Genomic DNA, 24,567 nt, shown 5'->3' with positions numbered 1-24,567 from the left:
GAATTTTTACCACATAAATAAACTCATTATTATATTAACTGTAAATAATTCAAAATTGGTGTCGTAAACGCGTAACACTTTGGCACGAAAGATAGATATATATAATGAGAGACTTTTTAGCCAGGACAGGGGGAATATCATTATGCAATCCAGGAAGAACACCTATATTGACAGCAACGTATCCATAAACCAGCAAGATGACACCCGGACAAGAGGAGATGTGCAGGACATCGATCGTTTACAACACTTACTGCCAATCGATGATGAGAAGGTTAAGGCCCTATTGACTCTGCTGATGCTTGAAAATCATAAGATCCTGCGCCTCTCATTGCTCGAAAGCTTTTGATGCTCAAAGAAACGTAGTACGCAGTCAGAGCGTGATCATGAAGTGAAAGGATGTGGCATCGCCTGAATAGTAGACAATAAGGGAGTAGTTTCAATGCAACAAACAAACCAACTTCCGGCCAGTGCCAGCGGCTCATTTATGATCGGCGGCGACCTGCGTGTGTATCGACTGGGTTTTGGTGCTATGCGCATCACCGGCAAAGGAATCTGGGGGCCACCGCCCAATAAGCAAGAAGCGCTGGCCCTGCTTCGACGAACCCTGGAACTGGGTATCAACTTTATTGATACCGCCAACTCTTATGGACCTGAAATCAGCGAAAGCCTGATCGCAGCCGCCCTCTACCCGTATCCCAGTCATCTGGTCATCGCGACCAAAGGTGGTTTTACCCGCAGCGGACCCGATCAATGGCATCCCGATGGACACCCTGGCCATCTACGCGAAGCCTTCCTTGGCAGCCTGCAACGACTGCGCCTTGAGCGTATCGACCTCTACCAGTTACACACCCCGGATCCAAAAATTCCTTTTGAGGACTCGTTAGGAGCCCTGGTCAGGCTTCAGACTGAAGGCAAGATCCGCCATATCGGCCTCTCCAATGTCAGCATTCCACAACTGGAACAGGCACGCAAACTGACCAGCATCGTCACCGTCCAGAATCGTTATAACCTGACCGATAGGTCCTCTGAGGACATACTTGACTACTGCCAGCGAGAAAATATCGGCTTCATTCCCTGGTTTCCACTGGCAACTGGCGACCTGAGTCGTGATCAAGGACACCTGGCGGAGATTGCCAGACAGCGGCACGCCACTCCCAGTCAGATCGCGCTCGCCTGGCTGCTCAAGCGCGCCTGCGTCATGCTTCCCATTCCAGGCACCGCCTCCATTAAGCATCTGGAAGAAAACACCAGCGCCGCCGAAATCCAACTCACTGACCAGGAATTTCAGACCATCTCGGAAGGTTTTCCTGCATAAGCAAGTCTGGCCGCGATCGCTGCTTAAAACGATCACGGCCAGCCTTTTTTAACCATAGCTATAACGTGTACCTACATACTGCGTTTGCTCAAGGTTGCCAGAAACTCTTGATTACTTTTTGATTTGGCCAATTGCTGGATAAAGGCCTCCATGGCATCAACTCCCTGTTGATCCGAGAGTTGAGCAAACATACGGCGCATCGTCACCACGGCTTGATAGGTTGGCTGATCATAGAGCAGTTCTTCACGGCGCGTACCGGAAAGCGCGATATCGATGGCCGGGAAGAGTCGGCGCTCAGCCAGTTTACGGCTCAGGACTAATTCCATATTGCCGGTACCTTTAAGTTCCTCGTAGATCACATCGTCCATGCGGCTACCAGTTTCAATCAAGGCAGTTGCAATCACTGTCAGGCTGCCACCCTCTTCCAATTTGCGGGCCGCGCCAAAGAAGCGCTTTGGCATCGTCATCGCGCTTGGATCCAGCCCACCTGACAGGCTACGTCCGCTGGCCTCAACGGTCAGGTTATAGGCACGTGACAGACGCGTCAGGCTATCCAGCAACACAACGACATCCTTACCCTCTTCAACCAGCCGCTTGGCTCGCTCCAACACCATCTCAGCCAGGTGTGTATGCGCATACGCTGGCTCGTCAAAAGTAGAGCTAATCACCTCACCATTAATCGCTCGCTTGAGATCAGTCACCTCTTCCGGCCGCTCACCAATCAAGGTCATGATGAGATAGACATCAGGATAGTTGTGGGAAATCGCACTGGCAATCGACTTGAGCAGGATCGTCTTACCTGCTTTTGGAGGAGCTACAATCAGTCCGCGCTGGCCACGGCCCATGGGAGAAACCAGATTCATCAAGCGACCTGCAACATTGCCGGGATCACTCTCCAGATCAAACATCTGATGAGGAAAAACAGGAGTAAGGGCATCAAATCGAGGGCGTGGATGAGATAATTCTGCACTACGTCCATTAACCTGTTCTACTCGTAGCAAGCCACCATACTGCTCACGATCTTTAGGAGGACGTACCTGTCCCGCCACAAAATCCGCCTGGCGTAAGCCAAAGCGCCGAATTTGCGAATGCGAGACGTAGATGTCCTGAGGACTGGGCAGATAGCGCTCTGAACGCAAGAAACCATAACCATCTTCCACAATATCCAGCACACCGGAACCCGGCACCGCCAGATCCTGGTCTGACAACGGAGCCGATGAACGCACATGTGCTGATGACGATTCCTTCTTGATGGGATCAAATGTGTCTGCATTTGCATGCACAAATGAATGAAGCGCATGCCGTTGATCATCGCGATCAGGCAAGGCACTGCTTGTATTATTCATAACCGAGTAAGTATCTTTCATAGGGTCAGATAGTAGCGGTCCCGGGAGATGGGCCGATACCTTTCTCCTTTCAGTGAAGCGTGTCTCTTATAGAAGAAAATGAGGGCGCACTATGGGTACAATTCATTGGACTGAATAGGGAATCCCACATTGCGAACGAAACACTCATGGAGTAACAAAGAATAGCAGCAAAAACAGATCCGCAACATTGATACTATGTGTGTTAACCGTGGTGGATAATGAAGGGATGATAGCTACAATAGTATAAACACAGAGAGGACTGGTCATATTCCCATTTTTTTACCACCCGCATATCTGTTGACGCAAACAGTTGACTCATTGTTTACTTCCTAAGACCAATGATCGTCAACTGAGACTTTCTAGCACAGATAATTTCTCTCCTTTATCCTACCTGACAAGCTCTGGCAACCAGTTCCCTGCCCTCTTGACTTTCTATTTTTTTCCTATTATACTTGATTTTATGATTATGCACATATACGCATAATTGCAAATACCCTATCATACAGGAACGAAACCTGCGAAAGGACACATTGAAATGGACTTCGATTCCGGAAAGTCAGCAGAAAAGATCATCCAGGTTGTCTTTGATCCGGTCAGTAATGCGCTCAACAGCTTCGCGCTCCTCAACGAAGCCGAGCAGCGTAGCGACCTGAGTCCCTGGGTAATGCAGACCGCGGCCAGACTGACAGCAGAACAGCGGGCAACCAATCACCTGATCTTTGCAGGTTTGCAGGATACTTTGACGCCGCAGCGCAATGAGCCAAACTTTCCATCCTACCTGCATAATCTGGAAGAGTTAAATGCGTATGTACTGCGCAAACGCGTCCTGGAGCCGCTCCGACGCCGCTTTTCACATCGGACCAAAGCGGCACCACCGCATACAAAATACCTGATCACAGACCTGCCAACCTATCTGGATACCGTAAAGCAGGCACATGGTGAGCAGCCATTTGATAAAGAGCTTCAGCAGCAGGTTCATGCGCTCTTGCAACATCCAGAAGAGCTCAAGAGCACCATCATTGCTCATCTGAAACTGCTCTGGGAAACTACTTTCGTGAATGAGTGGAGGCGTGTTCAGGGCATGCTGCGCTGGCAGTCAGACATGTTTGCCAATAGCCTGCTGCCAGACACTTCGCTGGCAGAAACATTTCAGGAATTCACCGGACGCCCGCTTTCCCACGAGATCTTAGAAAAGATCAGGGACAGCACAGAGATCCTGCTCCTGCCTTCCTGGCATACCGGACGCCATGTCTCCGTCTGGACGGCTGCGGAGTGGGATGGCGATGAATGGGGTGGTAAGGAGGTGATGCGCATCTTCTTCAGTGAGCCACCCACCTATGACGTAGCACAGATGCGTCACACACCAATCAAGCGCGCAGAACTGCAGGCCCGCCTCGGTTCGCTGGCTGATGAGACACGCTTGAGAATCATCGAGTTGCTGACGCAACGTAGTGAGTTACAGTCACAGGAGATCATTGCGGCCCTGGACCTGAGCCAGTCCAGCGTCTCTCGTCACCTGAAACAACTCGTCTCGATGAAGTATCTTTACGAGCGTCGTGGCGAAGGAGCCAACAAAACCTATCGACTCAGTTCTTATTACTTTGCTCGTACCGCCCGGGCCATTCAACAACTGGTGCAAAGCGATGCGGCACTGTATATAGAGCCAGAAGATAGTTATAACCAGGGGCTCAAACGCTTCATGGATCGTGATGGTCGGCTCAATACGTGGCCACCGGCCAAGCAAGAAGACAAGCTATTAATCCTGGAACACCTGGCCAGTTTCTTCCAGAACGGTCACATGTATAGTGAAAAAGAGGTCAATGATCTGCTGCTCAAACATACGGCCTTTAAAGATCCAGCCGCCCTGCGGCGTGGCTTATATGAATACCGCTTTATGAACCGCAAACCCGATGGTTCCCAATACTGGTTGATTGAAGCCTGATCAACGAAGCCGTGGTAAATACTACCACGGCTTTTTTTATGCCTATGCTGGCTACATCGTCGAACGCACCAACCTCCCCCTGCTCGACCTGGATCAGCAGCAAAGGAATGGAGTGGGTGATAGTGGCCGCTAGTCTGCTGATACTCAATGGGTTTTCACCACAGCAGGCAGTTGAGCAATTAAGTCAGGCCAGAGGCTATCCCGTGCCTGAGACGCAGGAGCAGCAAGAATGGGTAATGGCTTTTGCCGCTCATCTTCAAGATGTTTCAAAGCAGCCAGACTTGCCAATGTAACATGCTACTGAAAAACAATGCAATATGCTGGCAGTTGAGAAGTATACACAACTGCCAGCAACGCTATTTATGCAAAAAACTCTGACTTCTCGATAATCTCACGATAAGGGATAAAGGTGGCCTCGGTGGCGGTCTGGCCGGTGCGTTGCATGTAGGCCTGTACTACCTGATAGCCAATGGCATAACCAGCACAATGCGGCAGGCCCAGACCAGGAACACCCCACGCATTCATAGTTTCGTCACCAAAGATGTAGCGACGAAGCTGATTAAAGCCATCCACATCCAGAGCTTCACCAATAATCTTTTTGGAGCGGGTAACCTCTTCAGCGCTCAGACCACTCACCCATGGACCAGCATACTCTGGGCCATAGAGTTCGGTGGCGAAGGATTCCGCCAGCCCTTCTAACACGATATACTGTCCTACCGTTGTTCCAGCATGCCAGGGTTCGTGCGTAAGGCGCACACGATGGTTAAATTCATGCACAAGGGCAGAAGGAATACGTGGTAGATTATAGTCGGTCGGCCAGATAGGAAGTATCACATAGCCTGGAGTCTGGCCGCCTGCATACCCTCGATTCAATTCCATGAAGATGCGCTCGCGTGGATTGCCCAGCACTATCACACCAGTAATATGCGACTCGCTACATGAGCGGCCGGTAGCCTCAAAGGTATCCGCAGCCAGGCGCAGAGCAGTGGCAGCCTTTGTCCAGGCATCAAACTGCTCCAGGCGGTCAAGAGCCTGGGTGTACTCCGAGAGATCAGCTTCCAGATCCACATCCCAGAGCACCTTCATGGCCATCGTTTCATCATCAGTCATCTGTGATGAAAACCGGCTCACTATCGTCCTCCAGTGGTCGCGTAATGGCTCAATCAAGCGCTCGCGGTAAACGCCACGCCGTTCAGATATCGGTGCTGCAATAATGGCGCGCATAGCAGAGAGTGTATCAAAAATGGTAATTTCCATCCGAATTCCCTTTCATTTGCCTGTTAAACATATTCAACAACGCAAGTGTAAACCATGACGTTACGTCATATGCAAGAGCATGTGTGCTACTTGAGGCTGCTGGCACGTATACTGTAGAGAGGTGGAACAGGCATGAGGCAAGAACCATATCCCGAAATACAGGATCAGCAACAACTCACACAGACACTGATGACCCTTTCAGCCCGCGAGCAGATAGGACTGCTGCTCCGCGCGTCCCGCACCTTGTCCCATCGCGATAAAGCCGAGGTGCTTGGCAAGGCAGGATTACACTTCTTTAAGGATCGATTTCTCTCAATCTTTGTGCATGTCTTCTTGAAACATGTCATAGCTGGAACCATCTGGTGGATACTCGCGATGGTAGGGGTGGTGCTCATGCTGCTCTTATTGTTGTTTGTAGGACAGGTCAATTCCCAGGCGGTCATACCCGTCATGTTTGGGATTATCAGCTACCTGGTAGGTTTCTTTGCCTTCGCGGTCTTCGCCTTTTTTCAATCCCTGGCCCAGTTTGTGGGCAAGACACGCTCAGCAGCCGAGCGGGCACGCTTACTCGATAACATCAACGCACTCAACTATCCAGCGAAAGTAGCGACCCTGAATACTTTAAGCAGAATAATCGCCAACAAGCTGCCGGGTGAATCCCTCAAGGAAACAATCACCACCAGCGGCTTGCTCATAGTAGTAGGTGCCATCCTTATTGGCGCGATCCTCTTGCTGAGCCGTATCCTCCCTACACTTGGTAGCCAGCCCTGGATCTTGTTGCTGGCAGGTTGCACCTTTGTCACAGGTTTTCTCCTACCTCAACGTATACAAAGCCGTTCGCGAGCATAGAAAGGACACACCGATGTCTAAATCGAGTAGCAGAAAAACAGCACGCAAAAATAACAAACGTCAGCAGAAACACAAAAAAAATCGTCAGCAGGAACTGTCACAACATCATTCTTTCGTACCGTCGACATTCTCTGGTGAACGGATAGGTGCACCAACTGGCGCTGCTCGCTGGGTAGGACAAAAAATTGCTTCGCTCTTACGCTTTGGAAAATCTTAACCTGCTTTTTGCTGGCATTGATTGACCTGAAGCAAGCCTTTAGCTTTATAAAGTCAGCAAAAAAATTCGTTTATCTATAGACCGCTACATCCCGGGGGGAGAGGTTTTCGGGAACAGGCGCTGGCGTAACGTACGGGTAAGTGGGCTGGTCAGGAGCAGGATAAAAAGCAGAATCTCGATTTTTTCCATCATCAGCGCAAAATCACCAGAACAGCCAATTACCGGTAACGCTGACTGCCAGCATAGAATCAGCAACAGAATGCCACAGGCAATCAAGCCATGCCAGATCCAGTAGAAGATTTTTCGCTGTCTGGGATTCTGCATGCTCAGAAAAAATTTACTACCCATCTTCTGCTCTTGTCCTGACTCAGACATATGCTCTTCCTTTTCACACGATCCAGGGTTCAACGCTTTTGGTTATCTGAGTATAACACATGTGTTGCTGAAGCGTTCCCCTGCCCTATCTGCAAGGATGTTCTTACCACCCGCTACCTTTCAAATCAGCTGAAACGAGTATAACACGATCAGGAACAAATGTACCAGCACCTGCCATAAAGTACTTCAAACCGGCAAAGCGACCTTAATTTCATCGCAATAAATGAGTTTTGTTTAACCTCTTGACCCGTTCTATAATAACTACCACTTGCTTTGAAACGCTATGAATACTGGATAACAATGAACAGATAAGCCACGGAAAGTGAGCAAAAAAATATGCGCATCATGATCGTCACCGATCAATATCCTCCCATGGTAGGCGGAGTGCCGAATGTGACCCATGGTCTGGCTGTCGATTTTGTGAACCGCGGCCATCAGGTGTGGGTAGTCGCACCCAGCTATAGTACCCGCGACACACAGCGTATGGAAGATGGTGTCCATGTGTCCCGCTTTTCTTCGTTTGAATGGCCAACCTATAAGGATCTGCGTATTCCCCTGCTTCCATTTGCACCGATCCATAAATTAGTGAGGCAAAGCGATCCAGACATTATCCACATCCATTCACCAATTGTTTTAGGCAACATTGCACAGATTCTCGCCCCAGTTTGCATAAACCGCTGGTGGCTACCAACCATTATCTCCCCAGCAATATGCTTAGCCGCTCGCTCTTAACCGATCCTGTGCTTGGCAAGACGCTTAGCTCACTTACCTACTCATATCTGGTCTATTTCTATAATCGCTGCAAATATGTGACGTCACCAACGCAGACCGCTTTAAATCTACTTACGGATCATGGGCTGCACGTGCCATCGGGAGTGATCTCAAATGGCATCGACCTGAGCTACTATGCGCAGAGACCAGCGGAACCAGAGGTTGTCCGCCGTCTGGGGCTGCCTGAGGATCGTCCACTGATTATCCATGTCAATCGCTTAAGCGACGAGAAGCGCATTGATGTCCTGTTAGATGCAATGGCCAGGATGCATACACCTGCACATCTGGCCCTGATTAGCTCCGGACCCGCTGAAGCCGCCCTGCGCGCTCAGGTTGAGCGGCTTCAGATTCAGGATCGCGTGAGCTTCCTGGGCTTTGTACGCGACAGTGATCTGCTTTCATTACGACATTCAGCACAGCTCTTTGTAATACCTTCAGAAGCCGATCTCCAAAGTCTGGCGATGATGGAGGCCATGGCCTGTGGACTCCCCATCGTCGCTGCGAATGCCTATGCACTACCCGAACTTGTCCATCATCAGCAGAATGGCTTCCTCTTCCAGCCAGGCAACAGCGAAGAGATGGCATTCCAGATGGATCTCATTTTACAAGATAAAAACCTGCAAGCAAGCATGGGCGCGGAAAGTTTGAATATTGTTGCCGCTCATGATCGCAACAAAGTCCTTGATCAATGGGAACGATTGTATCTGCAACTGGCCAGAGAATTTGCTGAACTCCATAAAGTACGCCAGCCCGTACATGCTTTATAAATAGCGTAACGACTGATTTTTTTGGACTTTAGGTTAAGTATGTGGTAAGGTTACACCTCATCACATACTTAACCTAAAGTCCTCTACCTACAGGTATAAATATCAGCGCAAAATGCTGTGCATGGTGTTATCTGAATATTTAGATAACACCATGCACAGCATTTTTATGTCCAGATTTCACAGTATCAATCGCACTCGATACTATCTCTGTATGAAATAAGCAAGTAGTATAAACACAAGCATAGGCAATATATACGTATATAACGTCATTTAACTGTTAAAATTCGTAAAAGTTTTAAAGTAGTTATATCAGAGTATTATTGATTTAAAGTATTTTTAGCTGCTGTAAAATTGAATCAGGACAATGTCACTATAACAATTGCAGTATTATTTTACGGCAAAAGACATAGTGATCCTCAAAAAAACGCAATTGCGCTTATAGCGTCCAGGGACGATCACTAGAAGTCTGTCAGACATCATTCGATAGGGAGGCGGGGATTGCAAGCGAGCATGCCGGGGGCATGATCAAGCGGCGATCCCCTTGACTGGGGGATCGGGGGCTGTGCCCCCGGCATCTCCCCATCCCGCCCGCTACGCGGGCGCACAACCCATCACACGAAGTTTGACAAAGTACTAGAAGACCCATTGACCTTCAAATTACAGGGATGTAGCAAGGATCTTAAGCGCTACTGCGCTGTTTCTTACTTTTTCATCCATTGATTCTCTTGGAGGTACCTTTGAAAAAAACACTACATCAGAGATGGAGTCTTCAATTCGCTCTAACGATCGTAATGATCATTTTTGCACTCATGACATCGACCGCGCTTAGCAGAACCACCCCCTCCCTTGCTGCTAGCAAACATGTGCAGGCGACTAACCTTGTACCAGGCCATGTGATTCCAGCTCTGGCCCATGCGATTCCTTTACATGCAACCGCTGCCAACAACGTACTCCAGCTTTCAATTGGCCTCAAACTCCACAACAAAGATGCCCTGACACAGCTGATTGAGCAGCAAAATAATCCCCACTCTCCACAATATCAACATTTCCTGACACCACAGGAATTCGCCGCCCGTTTTGGTCCCACTCCAGAGATGGTGACAGAGGTAGAGAATTTTCTGAAGAGTCAGAGACTCACAGTTGAATCAGTCACTCCCAACCGATTATTCATTAATGCGGCTGGTAACGTCGGACAGGTAAACCTGGCCTTTAATACGGTGATCTATGACTATAACTACAAAAATAATACAGTCTACGCCCCTGTCAATGAGCCAGCAGTACCCGCTAATGTCAGTCCTTTTATCCAAAATATCGGTGGGCTGGACGATATTCCGATTGAGCCTCACCATCACATCAACAAAAACGCCAGGCCACTCGTAGGTCCTGGAGGTGGATACAATCCAAACGAGCTCCGTACCGCCTATGGCGTGTCTGGACTAATCAACGCCGGCTACAATGGCACCGGTCAGACGGTGGCCATTTTTGAACTGGATGGGTATACTCCCTCAGATGTCAATACATATCTCAATAACTACAATCTGGGAGCGCCTAAATACTCGAATGTGCTGGTTGATGGCGCGACAAATACACCCGGTGCTGGCGCGATTGAGGTTGTATTAGATATGGAAGTCGTCTCAGCGCTTGCACCAAATGCTAACCAGAAGATTTATATCGCTCCCAATTCCACGCAGGGCGTCAATGATGCATATAATAAGATTGTGACCGATAATATCGCCAAAGTCACCTCGACCAGTTGGGGCCTCTGCGAAGCGGCTTCGGGTAACGCGGAATTGGGTGCCCTCAATAATATCTTTACGCAAGGTGCCGCACAGGGTCAGGCCACTTTTGCCGCTACTGGTGATTCAGGGGCTTATGATTGTTCCGGTAATAGCAATTCCCTGGCCGTCGACTCACCAGCAGGTGATCCGTATGTGGTCGGCGTTGGTGGTACGCATTTGACGATCAATACAGGTGGCGTCTACTCTAGTGAAGCTGCCTGGGGTAATTCTAGCAATGGATCTGGCGGTGGTGGTGGTGTCAGTTCATACTTCACCAAACCGAGTTACCAGACAGGTACTAATTTGACCAATGCCCATCGCATGGTGCCAGATGTCTCAGCTGATGCAGATCCAGCTACAGGCTATTCCATCTATTGTACTACCAGTGCCGCCAACTGTGGAGGCTGGTTATCAGTCGGCGGAACCAGCGCGGCAGCTCCCCTCTGGGCAGGCATTGCGACCGATATCAACCAATCCCTGGCAGCTCAGGGCAAGCCAGTGTTAGGCAACGCTCACGTGCCTTTGTATAATGTCTACAACGGTGCACAGCCATATAGCCCATTCCATGATGTTACCACCGGCAATAACCTGTATTACCAGGCCAGTGCTAACTATGATCTGGCCACTGGCATCGGCTCACCCAATGCCACAGTCCTTGCTCAGGCTCTGGCCGGAGGCACATCAGGCACGCCAACGCCTCAACCAACCACAACCCCAACACCTGTTCCAACCGCCACTCCGACTCCTACCAGAACTCCAACCATTACACCTACACCGACCGCTGTACCTACAGCGACGCCAGTTACACCAACACCTGGGAACAATCTGCTCATTAATGGGAACTTTGAGCAGGGAAGTACAGGGTGGACTGAAAGCTCGAAAGCTGGCTATGAGATTGTAGATGGCACACTTCCACATACTGGTCGCCTGGGCGCGTTTCTCTGTGGGCATAATAATTGTGCCGATGCCATCTATCAAACTGTTACGATACCTAATAATAGCTCAAGCCTCGTGCTAAGCTACTGGTTAAGGATCATAACCAGTCAGCATGATAGCAGACGTTGCTACGACAATTTCTCGGCCTCACTACGTACGAAGAGTGGTACTGTGATTAAAGTCCTTTCAACCAAATGCAATATCAATGCAGACGGTTGGGTACAATATAACTTCGATGTAACCAGTACTCTGGCTAACTACCGGGGACAACAAGTTACACTCTTCTTTGTAGGAACAACCGATCAGTATCTACCAACGTCCTTTTTTGTTGATGATGTGATATTCGGCAATCCAGACGGCGCCTGATCATCTATAGAACATCGTAGCGGCGGGAGAACTCCTGTCGCTACTTTTTTTTGTTCAGAGCCGCCAGAGGACGACGGAATATTCTCTGCCTCCTTGCTGTTAAAGACAACATAACAATCTGTACCATATATAGCACCAATTTTTACCATACCCATGAAAGAGAGCATTATCTACCCATGAATGATTCGGCATCATTCTCAACCCCCAACAAACGCAAACCGACACGCTCTCGTTTGAATGTACGAGACCTGGTTTTCTATACTATCGCTGGCGCACTGGGCCTCGATACACTGGGCGCAGCCGCCTCCTATGGAGGACAGGCCTTATTCTGGATTCTCCTGGTAGGTCTGACTTTTTTTATTCCTTATCAATTATTGATGGCAGAACTCGGAAGCACCTTCCCTCGCGCCGGTGGCGTCTATGAATGGGGAAAAATGAGTGCCGGCCGTTTCTATGCCGCCATTGCCGCCATGCTTTATTGGATTGCTAATCCACTCTGGATTGGTGGCACGATGTTTGTCACGATTATTACCTCCATCAAAGTACTCTGGTTTGGACGAACCGACTATCTGTTTGGCGGCAACAAAACCGCCGATGTCTGGATCACGATCGCGATTGCCGCAGTCTTCATCTGGAGTATTATGGGATCCGCGTTACTCCCTATCTCACTCAGCAAGCGCATCTCGACCACTGGAGCGGCCGCCAAGCTCCTGTTGATTGGACTCTTTGTCGTACTGGCGCTGATCTTTTTTTCGGCCGGCCACGCCAATGGCGTCCATATGAGTGTACACGACCTGCTACCATCAAGCTCGCTGGGTATTATTGTCAGCGGAATTATCCCGGTTATGATTTTTAAATGGCAAGGTTTCGAGGTCCAGGTCAATGTGGGCGACGAGGTGGATGATCCCCAACGCACCGTGCCGCGCTCAATGTTCCTGACGGGTGGCCTGGCTTTTCTGGCCTATGTAATTCCGATTGTCGTCACAATTTTTGCCCTCAATAAAGCTCAGATCACGGGCAGTAGCGGCCTGCTCGAAGCGATTGCTAACGTGACGATTATCCTGCCCGGTCCTGTGGCCATGCTCTTGCGCTGGTTACTGGTTCCACTCTTGATTGTCGCCCTGGGTGCCAGCGGCTCAACCTGGATGGTCAGCGCCAACCGGGCCTATGCCGTTGCCGCGAAGGACCATGTGGCTCCCCAGAGTCTGGCTCGCTTCAATCCACGCACAAACACACCCAACACCGCGATCATTGTCAGCGGCATCATCGCCACCTGCGCCATGGTCCTGGCGGTACTGATCAACAACTTTGGTGCTGGCACCCTGCAATCACTCTTTACACTGGTGCTCGGCTTCACCGTCTCGGTCAACACTATGGCCTACCTATTCATCTTCCCCAATCTGCTGTTTCTGCGCTACAAGCAGCCAGAGGCAGTCAGGCCCTATCGTGTGCCCGGAGGAATGCCTGGTGCCTGGATCGTCAGCATACTCGCGATGTTTTATACCATCATCGTCAGCTACTTCCTCCTCTTTCCCACCGATGACGCCATTAAAAGCGCGGGCGTATCACGCCTGACCTATGAGAGCACCCAGTTAATCGCCCTGGGAGCAATTATCCTGCTGACGATCATTTTTTATCTCTGGGGTCGAGCGGAACGACGGCAGCAAGAAACTTTTGCCTTCACTCCGGAAAAGCAAGCGCTTGAGACGCCTGCCAGTCCCGAAGAAAACGCTTAGATGCTAGTGACTTAAGCAAATTGACGACGCCCGGACCTGCGCGAGTTGCTCGGTCTCCGTTTCTGGCTCACACCAACCCACTTCAAAGTTCCGCCAGTTGCTGAGACCGGTCAACCAGCCAGGCCGGTCGTTTACCAGTCCTGCGCTCCCTGCACCAGCTTCAAGCAGGCGTAAGTGATGCGCAAAACCACCATTACTATACACACCCCCTCTGGCAGAGGAAACCCAAAAAACTGATTCATCCCCATTTCCTCACAAGAACCTCACAACAACTATCGGCGAATTTGGTATAATCAATGTGTTAAACAAAACCCACCAGACTGCCAGCGGCGGCATATACCAGGAGGAAACCGGGAATACCATGGTGACGAGATGGATACGAAATGGTAAACTGCACTTTAGTAAGCATGTTGTTACGAGTAGTGTTAATTTAATAGATAGATACAAGGATGGCTTATATGCAGAGAGAGGTCTCTAACGCTGCAACGAATGGCAGCACGAAAAAAAAACATAAGCCGCTAGCCCCAACAGTTGCAACAACTGCTGCAATGGAGCAACAGCGAGCGATCCTTCAAGCTGATGAATATCACGTGTTGGACACAATTCAACAACGCGTGCTCTGGCTCTCAACCTGGATGATTCATCATGCCAATGCAATTCGTCCCAATCCAGATGACTTGAAAGTTGGTGGGCATCAGGCTTCATCAGCATCAATGGTGACCATTTTGACGGCCCTCTACTTTCATTATTTAAATGCGGAGGATCAGGTCAGTGTCAAACCACACGCTTCGCCAGCTTATCATGCAATCCAATACTTACTGGGGAATCTGGACAAAAGCTATTTACCGACCTTACGCGCCTACAAGGGCTTACAAGCCTATCCAAGTCGCACTAAAGACCCTGATCCAGTTGACTTCAGTACAGGTTCAGTCGGCCTGGGGGCAGTTGCGCCGGCATTCGCGGCCGTAGCCCAGCGCTACGCTCAGAAGCATTTCCAGAACGTTACACCACAGCGCTTTGTGGCCATCATCGGAGATGCCGAGTTAGATGAAGGAAGTATCTGGGAAGCCATCATTGATGAAACAATCCAGGGCGCAGGTAATGTCCTGCTGATTGTGGATCTGAATCGTCAGAGCCTGGATCGCATCGTATCAGGCGTCCATACCACGCAGATTAAACAGCTCTTCGCGGCCGCAGGCTGGCAAACGCTGGAGGCAAAATATGGACGGCAGCTACAAAAAGTCTTTGCCCAACCAGGTGGAGAAGCCCTGCGCCAGCGCATCGATGAGATGAGCAACGAAGAATATCAAAGCCTGCTGCGCCGCCCGGGAGCGGACATTCGTGTCCGCCTGACGCATCCTACCGGCCTCAATGGTCCAGAAAACCCTGAGATTGCGAAGGCTTTGAACGACACGCCAGATGAGAATTTGCATGGCCTGCTGGCTAATCTGGGCGGACATGATTTGAATACGCTGCTTCAGGCCTTTGAGCAAGCGGACCAGTGTCAGGATGCACCAACCGTCCTCTTTGCCTATACCATTAAAGGCTGGGGACTCCCCTTCGCGGGTGATTCTATGAACCACTCGATGCACTTGAGTAGCGAACAGGTGCGACAGTTCCAGGAAGATTTAGGGATTGCATCTGGACAGGAGTGGGAGGCATTTGCGCCCCAGACAGCAGAAGGTCGCTGGTGCCGTCAGAGGTCAGAGCTATTGCGCCGCGACCAATTGCAGGCTGCCCCGCTGATCACTCCCGATGCCATTCCAACCAGCCTGGATCTCTCTTTCCCGGGTAAAACTTCAACGCAGGAAGCGCTGGGACGTGTCTTGCCCCAACTGGTGGGACTGGCTGGTGTTGGCGAACGGATTGTCACCACCGCACCGGATGTAGCAATCTCAACCCACCTGAGCGCCTGGGTCAATAAAACTGGCGTGTTCTCACCCACACAACATCCTGACTATCAGGAAGATATGCAACGTGCCCTGCGCTGGCAGCCCAATCCATCTGGCCAGCATATTGAACTCGGTATCTCAGAGATGAACCTGTTTATGCTGCTCGGTCAGTTGGGTCTGAGCTACGAACATTCAGGCCAGCTCCTCTTCCCTATCGGAACCGTCTATGATCCGTTTGTGTGTCGTGGCCTGGATGCATTAATCTATGGACTCTACAATCACTCGAAGATGATCTTCGCCGGCACTCCAGCGGGTGTGAGCCTCAGTAGCGAAGGGGGCGCCCATCAATCCACGGTCACGGCCTCACTGGGCATCGAGTTACCGGAGCTGCATTATTATGAGCCCGCCTTCGCCTGCGAGGTCGAATGGATCCTGCTGGCGGCATTGCGTGAGTGCTGCGATCGTAGCGAGGGACGCTCTACGTACCTGCGGCTATCCACCAAGAAAATTGAGCAAAAACTGCTCGAACCCGCTCTGGCCAGACTAGGCAAAGAGACCCTGCGTCAGCAGGTATTGGATGGAGGATATCGCTTACTGGAAGGACACGAACTGGTACCTGACGCGCAGGACAACGAAATGGTCCAGGTCATTGCCACGGGGGCGATGGTCCCCGAAGCCCTGCTAGCCGCACAACGGCTGGCCCGCGAAGGCATCGCCGCCAACGTCATCCACCTGACCAGTCCCAAACGTGTGTTTTCCATGCTGACCGCATTGCGCAACGCTCAACGTCGGGGACAACCAGCGCCAACGGAAACCGCGCATCTGCACACCCTGTTTCCCAAAGCTGAACGCCATATCCCTCTGATAACCATCCAGGATGCCTCGGCCCATAGCCTGGCCTTTATCAGTAGCATCTATGGAACTCCCTGTATCCCACTGGGAGTAGATGAGTTTGGACAATCAGGCAGTCTCAATGATCTCTATCAACAAGTCGGCATCAGCGTTGAGGATATCGTAGCCGCCAGCTACGCCGCCCTCGAACTGGATTAATAGCCTGTCTGCTAGCTACCAGGATGCTCACTGAGCATAAAGTAAACTGGTAGCACGCCGGCACGCTAGCTTAAAAACAAATATATGTATACATGTAGAACAGTTGGGATCTCGGCCTATACTAAAGAAAAATGTGCTTTTATGCTCATTCTGCTTAGTATATGGAAGAGATTACTGTATGAAATTACATGACAATAAAGGATTCTGGCTCTGCTTATCTGAAAAGATGAAAGGAAAAGGACTGGCATGGGTAGGCGCGTGGATGCTGATTATTTTCCTGCTGTCTTTTCAGTTAAGCAGAACAACACAGGCTGATGGCGGTGCTCCCAATCTGGCTTATGTTGCGGGCTCTGCCGGAGGCATCAGCGTGATTGATGTCTTTCAGAAGAATGTCAGTAAAAATTTCGCGATCACAGGTGATCCACACGCAGTCTTGCTGAGTCCAGATGGTCGTTATCTCTATGTTACCAGACCACAAGCGGGACAGATCGCGATGCTGGCAGCCAGCACTGGCAACACAATCTGTATGCTGGACCTGCCCGGGCGGCCTGAATTTCTGGCCCTGGATGTCATCACGGCAACACTTTATACCGCTGGCAACATGGACAAGCGAATTACCGCGCTAGAGACGACCAATTGCCAGCTCAAACGTACGTTTCAAGCTCCAGCGCCAGTGAATGGTCTGGCTCTGGCCTTTGCGCAGACCAATCTCGCCGATGGACAGGAAACACAGCTCTGGGCCACCACGTCCAGAGGGATCGCGATCTTTAATACACATACGGGCAAGACAAGCAAGGTGGTCACGCTGCCAGCTGATCAAGCACAGACCATTGCCATTCCACCAGGCAAGACAGCCTATGTGACCACGAAAGGAGGAGCAATCTCGGCCATCGACTTGCATACATACCAGACCATGCACCTGCTCTCTGGCGGCAACTATGGTCCAATGGACTTTGATGAAGCGACCGGAGAAATCTATGTACCCGATAGCAGGCATCAACAACTCACCGTCCTGGCACCAGTAGCGGTAGGATACTCTCGGATCCATGAGCCACAGCGTACGTTGCATTTTGATGCCGTCCCAAACTCGGTCGCTATCACCAACGATGGACAGCTTGGCTTTGTAGCGCTGAACAATGGTCAGGTCGTGATGCTCGATATTCCTGGCAAACAACAAGTCACCAGCATACACGTTGGCGGCAGTCCGCATTTTATTATTACAGGACTATATCCGCCGCTGGCGCCAATTCATCCACAGGAAGCCACGTTTTCAGGCATACTCGCAACGATCATATCTTATGGACTACTGGCCGTGATGCTCATAGTCCCGACCGGCTATTTTCTCTACCGGCGTTTTGCACGCCCACAAAAACTTCCACACGGCGAATAAGCACCAGACAGAGCTGTGAAAACTGCATATAGGAGGCAAGTTGGCATATGAATACGGTTCACTATCCTTCAGGCACCATTCTACTACTGGTAGGCACCAGTCAGGGTCTATTCCGCGTTACATCCCGCGATCGTGAACACTGGACAGTAGAAAAAACCAGCCTGCACGGTCCTGATACACACGTTTTCTACGCCGTCTGTGATCCACGCAACCACCACCGCCTCTTTGCAGCCGATAATCGTGCCAACCAGGAGGGTTGCCTGCGTTATAGTGATGACTTTGGCGAGAGCTGGCAGGAGCCGAAACACGGTCCACAATTTTCACCTGAAGACAAAAGCATCTACAAAGAGATCTGGCATATTCAACCAGGACGTAGTAATGATCGCCAGACGCTCTATGCAGGAACAGGTCCAGCCAATCTCTGGACCACCCACGATCGCGGCCAGAGCTGGGAGTTGAATACGCAGCTATGGCAACAGGGACAACGGGATCACTGGGAAAATGGCTCGGTCGGGACCTGCATCCATAGCATCGTTGCCGATCCAACGCGCCCCGAACGGATGTGGCTGGGTATCTCGGGCGCGGGCACCGTACGCAGCGAAGATTATGGCAGCTCCTGGCAGACCATCAACCAGCTCTCCCAGCCGGATCCCGCTGGTTGGACAGAAGTATGCACCAGTACCCACCGCTTGCTACAACATACCCGACAACCAGAGACACTCTATCAACAGAGCCGCTGTGGCCTCTTTCGTAGCCTGGATGCTGGTAATAGCTGGAAGAGTATCAACAATGGGCTACCCACTACCTTTGGCTTTCCGCTCGCCATGGATACCAATCATCCAGACACACTTTTCACCATCGTGGTCAATGCAGAAGACCGTTATCCGAACGGTGAACAATTCACCGTCTACCGCAGTGAAAACGCTGGCGACAACTGGCAGGCCTGCACCGCAGGCCTACCTGCAGGACCTGCAGGTCGCTTGAAAGTCCTGCGCCATGGCATGTGCACCGACAACACGGATCCTTGCGGCGTCTATGTTGGCACCAGGAGTGGACAGCTCTTTGCGTCATCCGATAACGCCACGCACTGGCAACTCATCGCTGATCACCTTCCCACTATTTACTCGGTTACCGCTTTTTCATTATAATTAATATGAAGACCTCAATAAAACAAGTTAATGCAATGATGCGAATTCACGGATGAAACACTCGGCAAGAATGGAGTTCTCACGTGTATACGATGCTAAAGCAACAGCCTGGTCGGCTCACGGGTGCACTGGTGCTGCTGATGGCAATCCTCCTGGTTGGCTGTAGCGCATCTAAGGCTGATGCAGAGACACCGAGCCAGCAGGCCCAACCTGTCAGCCACCCGGCCCGGATTGCCATGACCAACACCTGGGAAGCGCTAGCCCTCCCAGTCAAAGGGGCTCACTTAGAGGCTTATGCGGTTTCACCGGCTAATCCTCAGACTATTTTTATCTGTCTATCTTCACAATCAAGCCAGCTTGAATTCTGGCAGACCCACGATAATGGACAGCATTGGGCACAGGTAGTATTGCCAGGAGGATTAAGCGGTACCACCTGCTCGCTTTCAATTGATCGGGCACAACCACAACGGATCGCCCTGGCAGTACAGACCACTGGCAATAACCAGCTTCACCTCTATCTCAGCAATAATGGCGGCACAAGCTGGCAACATATAACCCATAGCGTGCCAGCCAGCGTGATCAATCAGCAAGAAGCCAGCGTCAGCCTCCATATGCAACATATCTATTTATGGTACAGCTATGGTGGTGGCCAAAACTCGCCGCAACGTGCCATGCTGGAACGCTCGGACGACAATGGGCAATCATGGACGCGCGCCGATACAGCATTTGGCACAAGTAGCATGTTTTTCGCACCCATAATTGGTCAGGGTGAAAACCTGGCAATCTTAGTCCAGCCTGTTTCTACTAACAAGCATGCGTCATCAACCTTATGGACCAGTAACGATAGTGGTCACTCCTGGCAACAAGGAAAAACAGTACCCCCGCAGGTCCAGGCGTATCTGCAACAAAGCCCATCCTGGCCATCCACCGCCACGCCTTTCTATGCCCTGGCCTATGAACAACTACCATCCAACCTCTACCAGCTACAGATCGTACAAAGTGCCAATGGACAACAATGGTCAGGCATCCCAGGGCTACCAGTAGCAGGCACCAATCAGAAAAAATCGGGTTTACTTCAGGTATTGGGCGTCACCGACACAGGTCAGATGCTCGCCTTTGGCGTTGATCCGAACGTTGGCTTGCCAGTTCCAACCGGAACCCGACAATCAACAAAAAATGTATGGCTCTGGATCTGGAATCCCGGCACCGCACGCTGGAGTGTGCTCTCAAAGCCATTAGAGCATACCACCGACGAAAGTTGCGCCGCCCTATGCTGGAACACACAGCTAATGAGCACAGCTCAACATACCAGTTACCTGTATGCATATCACCAGGGCGAACAGGATTGGCTATACCGCCTGCGCCTACCCAACCTCAAATGATCAGAGCAAACATTCTGCCGTACCGGCAGCGCTGGTCGCCAATACGTTTCGTTGAAGCGCTTTTGTGACCTTAAAAACCATGGTGGAGAAAAGCAGCGAATCATACGTGGAGAGGGCGCCACACGCGGAGGCCAGCATGCGGCGTGATCATGGAGCGAGGGGCTCAACGAGCATCGCATGCCTGTGGCGCCTACACCGAGACGGATCCTGTTTCGTGATCCTCTTCGAGAAGGTACGGGGAGGATCCACGCGCTCACCCACCACGTTGCTGTGTGAGCAGGCCACGGCACCCACGATCCCTGTAGGCGCCACAGCACTGCGCGTCGTTCGTGCACGCTGGCCTGCGCAAACGCAGCAGTGCGGCCTCCGCGTGTGGCGCCCTCTCCACGTACACGACGCCACGCCATACCGTTGAGGTTCTCTCCTTCAACGAAACGTATTGGCGACGAGCACTGCAACCTCTCGGCGTACGAGCAAGCAACGCCACACACGACATCCCTCGCTACGCTGGGTTGCTTGCTCCTTTTACACAGATAGTGCCAGCAGTTGTTGGAGACGCGGAAGGAAGTGTTGCCAGCCAGCGAGATGGTGTTCAATGCGTAGCTCTTGATCCTCAGGAGTATCATTATAGGGTCCATGAGAGAGGTGGAGGCGCGTTCCGATGGTTTCCAGGGGCTCAAAGACAAGTTTGACTTCGCGCCCGACTTCCTCGGGCTCTTCATGATCCCAGCGCCAGGTAAAAACAAGCTGCTTTGCAAGTTCAAAAGTAGTGTAGTGTCCGCGTAGATGCCAGTTCATTTGTGGCCAACTCAGGTGGTAAGCGCTTCCGACTTTTCTCACAAGTTCGGCTGCTTGCGGCCACCACTGCTGAAGTAAGGCTGGTTGCGTCCAATAATCAAAGACGAGTTGAGGAAGACTCGCGGGAAAATCTACTTCCAACAAAAGAATATCGAAACTGGAGGGTAATTGGGTAACGGTCATGCTGACCTATCTACCTTTCTTGAACTCAATTGAGTGTTTACAGCATCATAAAAATACTTATGTTCTGGTACCAGGAGCGTAAAAGATAACTTCTGGCAAATGTTAAACGTACACCTATTTGTAGACGCTAATAGTATCCCAATTATTACTGGTTCTCGCGTATTATTCTTAGCGAGGGATGATTGTATGGAAAAATAGGAAAACTGGGCGGCTATTCAGCTCTATGCTTGCAGAGACAGTGTGTGGATGGTAAACTGATAAAGATCATCTATATATTGCACGTACTGCAGGTATCAGGACAAAAAAAGGGTGCCTTCATGAATATTAGTAACAGCATACGAAAATTAACTTATATATTTGTGATATTATTCGTGGGTTTAAGTGGTGGATTGGTGTATTGGCAAGTAGTAAAAGCGGATAATGTCTCAGCAACCATCCACAATCCACGGCGTTGCCTGCGCGAAAACTCGCCCATGCGTGGACGTATCTTCGATCGTAACGGAATCCTGCTGGCAGAATCAGTTCCAGATAACAACGCCTGCGGAGGATATATCCGTCGCTATACTGATCCCTCTCTGGCCGCTGTCATTGGCTACTACGCGCCTGGTGTGTTTATCCCGGGTATCGAAGGTGAATATAATGCTGAACTGACCGGCAACAGCGGTCGCACGGCACTGGATAACGAAGTCAACAAAGCGCTGCATAAATCACCGGTCGGCAATGACATCTACCTGACCATTGATGAACGCATCCAGAAGATCGCCGTCGAAAAGTTTAACGAGTATAATCCAGAGACAGATTCCTTCTACCAGCAGTTCTTTTCAGCCGGACTCGCCAAACCATCAAATAAGGGTTCGGTCATCATCACCGATCCGCATACAGGAGCATTGCTGGCCATGGTCAGCTCTCCAGGTTATGATCCCAATAAACTGGTGCAGACCCTGGGAGCCGGGGATTATACCTACTTTAACCAGTTAGATAAAGATCCCAACTATCCACTACTGGTCCGACCATTAAAATCACGTTACTCACCAGGTTCAACCTTTAAGACGATGACCTTAATGGCCGCCCTTGATTCCGGGACAACAACCCTGGATCATCCCTGGGATAAAAAAAGTGCTGCTGGTCCACTTTTCTATCAGGGCCGTGAAATTATTGGAAATAATCTAGGAATAGAGCAAGGGTATACAAAGCACTTCCCCATTACTACAGAATATGCCTATGCTAATTCCGACAATATTGTGTTTGCTCAGTTAGGTGTTCAAACTGGCCTGGACAAATGGCTTGAATACGCCAAAAAGCTCTACATTGGTCAGGATGATCGTTTTGACTTGCCAACAACCGTAAGTAAAGTAGAGAATGCCGATGGAACGCCACTAAGCCAGCTCCAACTGGCCACTAACGCCTTTGGACAGGGTGTGGACGATATGACACCACTACAAATGTCGATGGTCGATAACACGGTCGCCAATAATGGCGTGTTGATGCGTCCAATGGTAGTCTCCAAAATTACTGATAAAGACAAAAATCCCTTGCAGACGATTGCCCCGAGGAGCTAAACACAGTCGTCAGTAAGGATACAGCCTATCAGGTACGGCAGGCAATGGCCGCCGTAACGACCTGTGGTAGTGGCTGGCATGTCAGTCAGAATTTTGGCTATCAGTCATCGGTTGCCGGAAAAACCGGAACCGCTGAACTTGGTGGTGGCAAAGACCCTCATGGCTGGATGATCACACAGGCACCATTTACCTTGCATAATGCGGATCAGATGCCTGCTTTGACGATTGTGGCCATGCGCGAAAACGGCGGTGAAGGTGCTTACGCCGTTGGCCCCAACATCTGGAAGATGTATAACGAAATCTTTGACAAAGGTTACGTTAAAGCCACTATGCCTGCTCCACTGTATTCACAAAGCTATTGTCCCCCTAACAACTTATGGCAGTAGTAGCGATCAAGATTGATACAAAGATGGCCGTGGACTTTCAAGTGAAAGTATCCACGGCCATCTTTGTTATACAGGAAACCACAATACTAAAGGCTCTACTTTCCCCGCTTGATTTTCAAGGAGAGAAAATAGAGCCTTTCTCTATTACCATCTGCATAGCAGTAGTATTAAGCGCTGACAGGCATCGCGGATGGTCGGATCGCTGGTTGCTGCTGCGTCTTGTTGGCGCTGGCGTCAACAAACGAGCGGAACAGGCGGGACCAGACTGGATTGTCGGCGTAGAGCTCTTCTGGATGACATTGTGTACCCAGCATAAAGCTGCGCTCAGGAATCTCTATCAACTCCACAATCCCATCTTCAGCCAGACCACTGGTCACCACACCTTTACCAGGCTGCTTGATCGCCTGATGGTGCAAACTATTGACGAGGATCTTATCTACGCCCAGTATCTGCCGCATGCGGCTATCTGGCGCAATAGTAACGCTATGGATAATCTCGTTGCGCGGCAAATGCCAGTTCGCATGTTTGAGTAAATCACCCTCATAACCTGTATCCAGGTCCTGGTAGAGGTTTCCACCCAGCGAGATATTCATCAGTTGCATACCACGGCAAATACCCAGCGTGGGCATATCTTCTTGCCAGGCCCAACGAGCCAGGTACAACTCTAATTTATCCAGCTCTGGATCGGTCTCACCCAGATCAACGGCTGCTTCTTCTTTATACATATTGGGGTGTACGTCAATGCCACCTGAAAGCAGTAAACCATCTAAACGGCCAAGTAAAGAACGGAGGATTTCATGATCATTCAAAATTGGAATAATAACTGGTACCCCACCTGCACTCTCAACCGCATGAATATAAGATTTATTACTGTAGTAGACAGGCTTTTCAGCATTTTCTCCACGCACCCCTGTTCGACACGGTACACCAATTAACGGTCGCATTCTCACCACTCCTATCTATAATTTTGATAACATATTGATATGTGCAATTATTCCCTTTTAAAGGTTTTTTAGCGCGGCAACGAGCTTTTCCCGTTGCGCAGACATGCAGATTTTATCCCCCACCACCTACCGCCAAAAGCCATGCTTAAACATAGCTTT

23 protein-coding genes are annotated in these 24,567 nt (G+C 50.4%); 17 read left to right on the top strand and 6 right to left on the bottom strand.

The features are described 5' to 3' along the window. The first annotated feature begins 142 nt into the window (after positions 1–142). Together KDW_RS22440 and KDW_RS22435 are read left to right on the top strand one after the other, a co-directional pair. Positions 143–346 carry a hypothetical protein gene (locus tag KDW_RS22440; RefSeq protein ID WP_151758168.1) on the top strand — a complete coding sequence of 68 codons (204 nt, stop codon included), beginning with the start codon at positions 143–145 and terminating at the stop codon, positions 344–346. A gap of 93 nt (positions 347–439) precedes the next feature. Then, the gene (locus KDW_RS22435; protein ID WP_151758167.1) at positions 440–1,315 is read left to right on the top strand and encodes an aldo/keto reductase; all 876 of its coding nucleotides are present in this window, start codon (positions 440–442) and stop codon (positions 1,313–1,315) included. A 71-nt stretch (positions 1,316–1,386) separates the two neighbouring features. Here KDW_RS22435 and rho read toward each other — a convergent pair whose 3' ends face one another. Beyond that, complete coding sequence (gene rho, locus KDW_RS22430) at positions 1,387–2,661, bottom strand: transcription termination factor Rho (RefSeq protein WP_151758166.1); 1,275 nt, start codon at positions 2,659–2,661, stop codon at positions 1,387–1,389. A 556-nt stretch (positions 2,662–3,217) separates the two neighbouring features. Between rho and KDW_RS22425 the strand changes: the two genes are divergently transcribed. Further along, positions 3,218–4,624, top strand: a complete 1,407-nt coding sequence (locus KDW_RS22425; protein ID WP_151758165.1) for a DUF2087 domain-containing protein — start codon at positions 3,218–3,220, stop codon at positions 4,622–4,624. Between the two features lie 116 nt (positions 4,625–4,740). Next, the gene (locus tag KDW_RS31940) at positions 4,741–4,917 is read left to right on the top strand and encodes a hypothetical protein (protein ID WP_162005512.1); all 177 of its coding nucleotides are present in this window, start codon (positions 4,741–4,743) and stop codon (positions 4,915–4,917) included. A 67-nt stretch (positions 4,918–4,984) separates the two neighbouring features. Here the strand turns inward: KDW_RS31940 and KDW_RS22415 are convergent, their stop codons facing one another. Then, entirely contained in the window at positions 4,985–5,881 is an 897-nt protein-coding gene (locus tag KDW_RS22415; protein WP_151758163.1) for a DUF2268 domain-containing putative Zn-dependent protease, read from the bottom strand. A gap of 132 nt (positions 5,882–6,013) precedes the next feature. On the opposite strand from KDW_RS22415, the gene KDW_RS22410 reads away from it, so the two are divergent. Both KDW_RS22410 and KDW_RS22405 read left to right on the top strand, forming a co-directional pair. Then, positions 6,014–6,730 carry a hypothetical protein gene (locus KDW_RS22410; protein WP_151758162.1) on the top strand — a complete coding sequence of 239 codons (717 nt, stop codon included), beginning with the start codon at positions 6,014–6,016 and terminating at the stop codon, positions 6,728–6,730. Between the two features lie 13 nt (positions 6,731–6,743). Further along, complete coding sequence (locus KDW_RS22405) at positions 6,744–6,947, top strand: hypothetical protein (protein WP_151758161.1); 204 nt, start codon at positions 6,744–6,746, stop codon at positions 6,945–6,947. An 84-nt stretch (positions 6,948–7,031) separates the two neighbouring features. Here KDW_RS22405 and KDW_RS22400 read toward each other — a convergent pair whose 3' ends face one another. Then, positions 7,032–7,322: a hypothetical protein gene (locus KDW_RS22400; RefSeq protein ID WP_151758160.1), complete on the bottom strand. Its 291-nt coding sequence runs from the start codon at positions 7,320–7,322 to the stop codon at positions 7,032–7,034. A gap of 336 nt (positions 7,323–7,658) precedes the next feature. Here KDW_RS22400 and KDW_RS22395 point away from each other — a divergent pair, with 336 nt between their 5' ends. From KDW_RS22395 to KDW_RS22380, 4 genes are all read left to right on the top strand, one after another. Further along, a complete protein-coding gene (locus KDW_RS22395) occupies positions 7,659–8,054 on the top strand; it encodes a glycosyltransferase (protein ID WP_151758159.1) in 396 nt (131 codons plus the stop codon). Next, on the top strand, positions 7,988–8,860 hold the full coding sequence (locus KDW_RS22390) for a glycosyltransferase (RefSeq protein ID WP_162005511.1): 873 nt from the start codon (positions 7,988–7,990) through the stop codon (positions 8,858–8,860). The genes KDW_RS22395 and KDW_RS22390 overlap by 67 nt, the downstream gene beginning before the upstream one ends. Before the next feature lie 809 nt (positions 8,861–9,669). After that, positions 9,670–11,940 carry a protease pro-enzyme activation domain-containing protein gene (locus KDW_RS22385; RefSeq protein ID WP_233097851.1) on the top strand — a complete coding sequence of 757 codons (2,271 nt, stop codon included), beginning with the start codon at positions 9,670–9,672 and terminating at the stop codon, positions 11,938–11,940. A gap of 176 nt (positions 11,941–12,116) precedes the next feature. Continuing rightward, on the top strand, positions 12,117–13,676 hold the full coding sequence (locus KDW_RS22380) for an APC family permease (RefSeq protein WP_151758157.1): 1,560 nt from the start codon (positions 12,117–12,119) through the stop codon (positions 13,674–13,676). Positions 13,677–13,679: 3 nt separating this feature from the next. Here KDW_RS22380 and KDW_RS22375 read toward each other — a convergent pair whose 3' ends face one another. Beyond that, on the bottom strand, positions 13,680–13,880 hold the full coding sequence (locus tag KDW_RS22375) for a hypothetical protein (protein WP_151758156.1): 201 nt from the start codon (positions 13,878–13,880) through the stop codon (positions 13,680–13,682). Between the two features lie 344 nt (positions 13,881–14,224). Here KDW_RS22375 and KDW_RS22370 point away from each other — a divergent pair, with 344 nt between their 5' ends. From KDW_RS22370 to KDW_RS22350, 5 genes are all read left to right on the top strand, one after another. Beyond that, the gene (locus KDW_RS22370; protein WP_151758507.1) at positions 14,225–16,618 is read left to right on the top strand and encodes a thiamine pyrophosphate-binding protein; all 2,394 of its coding nucleotides are present in this window, start codon (positions 14,225–14,227) and stop codon (positions 16,616–16,618) included. 178 nt (positions 16,619–16,796) lie between these two features. Then, positions 16,797–18,008 carry a YncE family protein gene (locus KDW_RS22365; RefSeq protein ID WP_151758155.1) on the top strand — a complete coding sequence of 404 codons (1,212 nt, stop codon included), beginning with the start codon at positions 16,797–16,799 and terminating at the stop codon, positions 18,006–18,008. Between the two features lie 47 nt (positions 18,009–18,055). Beyond that, positions 18,056–19,156, top strand: coding sequence for a beta propeller repeat protein (locus tag KDW_RS22360; protein WP_151758154.1), 1,101 nt, complete (start codon positions 18,056–18,058; stop codon positions 19,154–19,156). A gap of 83 nt (positions 19,157–19,239) precedes the next feature. After that, a complete protein-coding gene (locus tag KDW_RS22355; RefSeq protein WP_151758153.1) occupies positions 19,240–20,538 on the top strand; it encodes a WD40/YVTN/BNR-like repeat-containing protein in 1,299 nt (432 codons plus the stop codon). Positions 20,539–20,752: 214 nt separating this feature from the next. After that, positions 20,753–20,953, top strand: a complete 201-nt coding sequence (locus tag KDW_RS22350; RefSeq protein WP_162005510.1) for a hypothetical protein — start codon at positions 20,753–20,755, stop codon at positions 20,951–20,953. A gap of 110 nt (positions 20,954–21,063) precedes the next feature. Here the strand turns inward: KDW_RS22350 and KDW_RS22345 are convergent, their stop codons facing one another. After that, the gene (locus KDW_RS22345) at positions 21,064–21,519 is read right to left on the bottom strand and encodes an SRPBCC family protein (RefSeq protein WP_151758151.1); all 456 of its coding nucleotides are present in this window, start codon (positions 21,517–21,519) and stop codon (positions 21,064–21,066) included. Between the two features lie 317 nt (positions 21,520–21,836). On the opposite strand from KDW_RS22345, the gene KDW_RS35255 reads away from it, so the two are divergent. Continuing rightward, on the top strand, positions 21,837–23,078 hold the full coding sequence (locus tag KDW_RS35255) for a penicillin-binding transpeptidase domain-containing protein (RefSeq protein WP_151758150.1): 1,242 nt from the start codon (positions 21,837–21,839) through the stop codon (positions 23,076–23,078). A gap of 44 nt (positions 23,079–23,122) precedes the next feature. After that, the gene (locus tag KDW_RS35250) at positions 23,123–23,464 is read left to right on the top strand and encodes a hypothetical protein (protein ID WP_269822499.1); all 342 of its coding nucleotides are present in this window, start codon (positions 23,123–23,125) and stop codon (positions 23,462–23,464) included. Positions 23,465–23,631: 167 nt separating this feature from the next. Here KDW_RS35250 and KDW_RS22330 read toward each other — a convergent pair whose 3' ends face one another. Next, positions 23,632–24,408, bottom strand: coding sequence for a gamma-glutamyl-gamma-aminobutyrate hydrolase family protein (locus KDW_RS22330; RefSeq protein WP_151758149.1), 777 nt, complete (start codon positions 24,406–24,408; stop codon positions 23,632–23,634). Between the last annotated feature and the right edge of the window lie 159 nt (positions 24,409–24,567).

The organism is Dictyobacter vulcani (genome assembly GCF_008974265.1).
Taxonomy (GTDB): domain Bacteria; phylum Chloroflexota; class Ktedonobacteria; order Ktedonobacterales; family Ktedonobacteraceae; genus Dictyobacter; species Dictyobacter vulcani.
The sequence above is the reverse complement of the archived record's forward strand: the minus strand, read 5'-3'. Positions and strand labels throughout refer to the sequence as shown.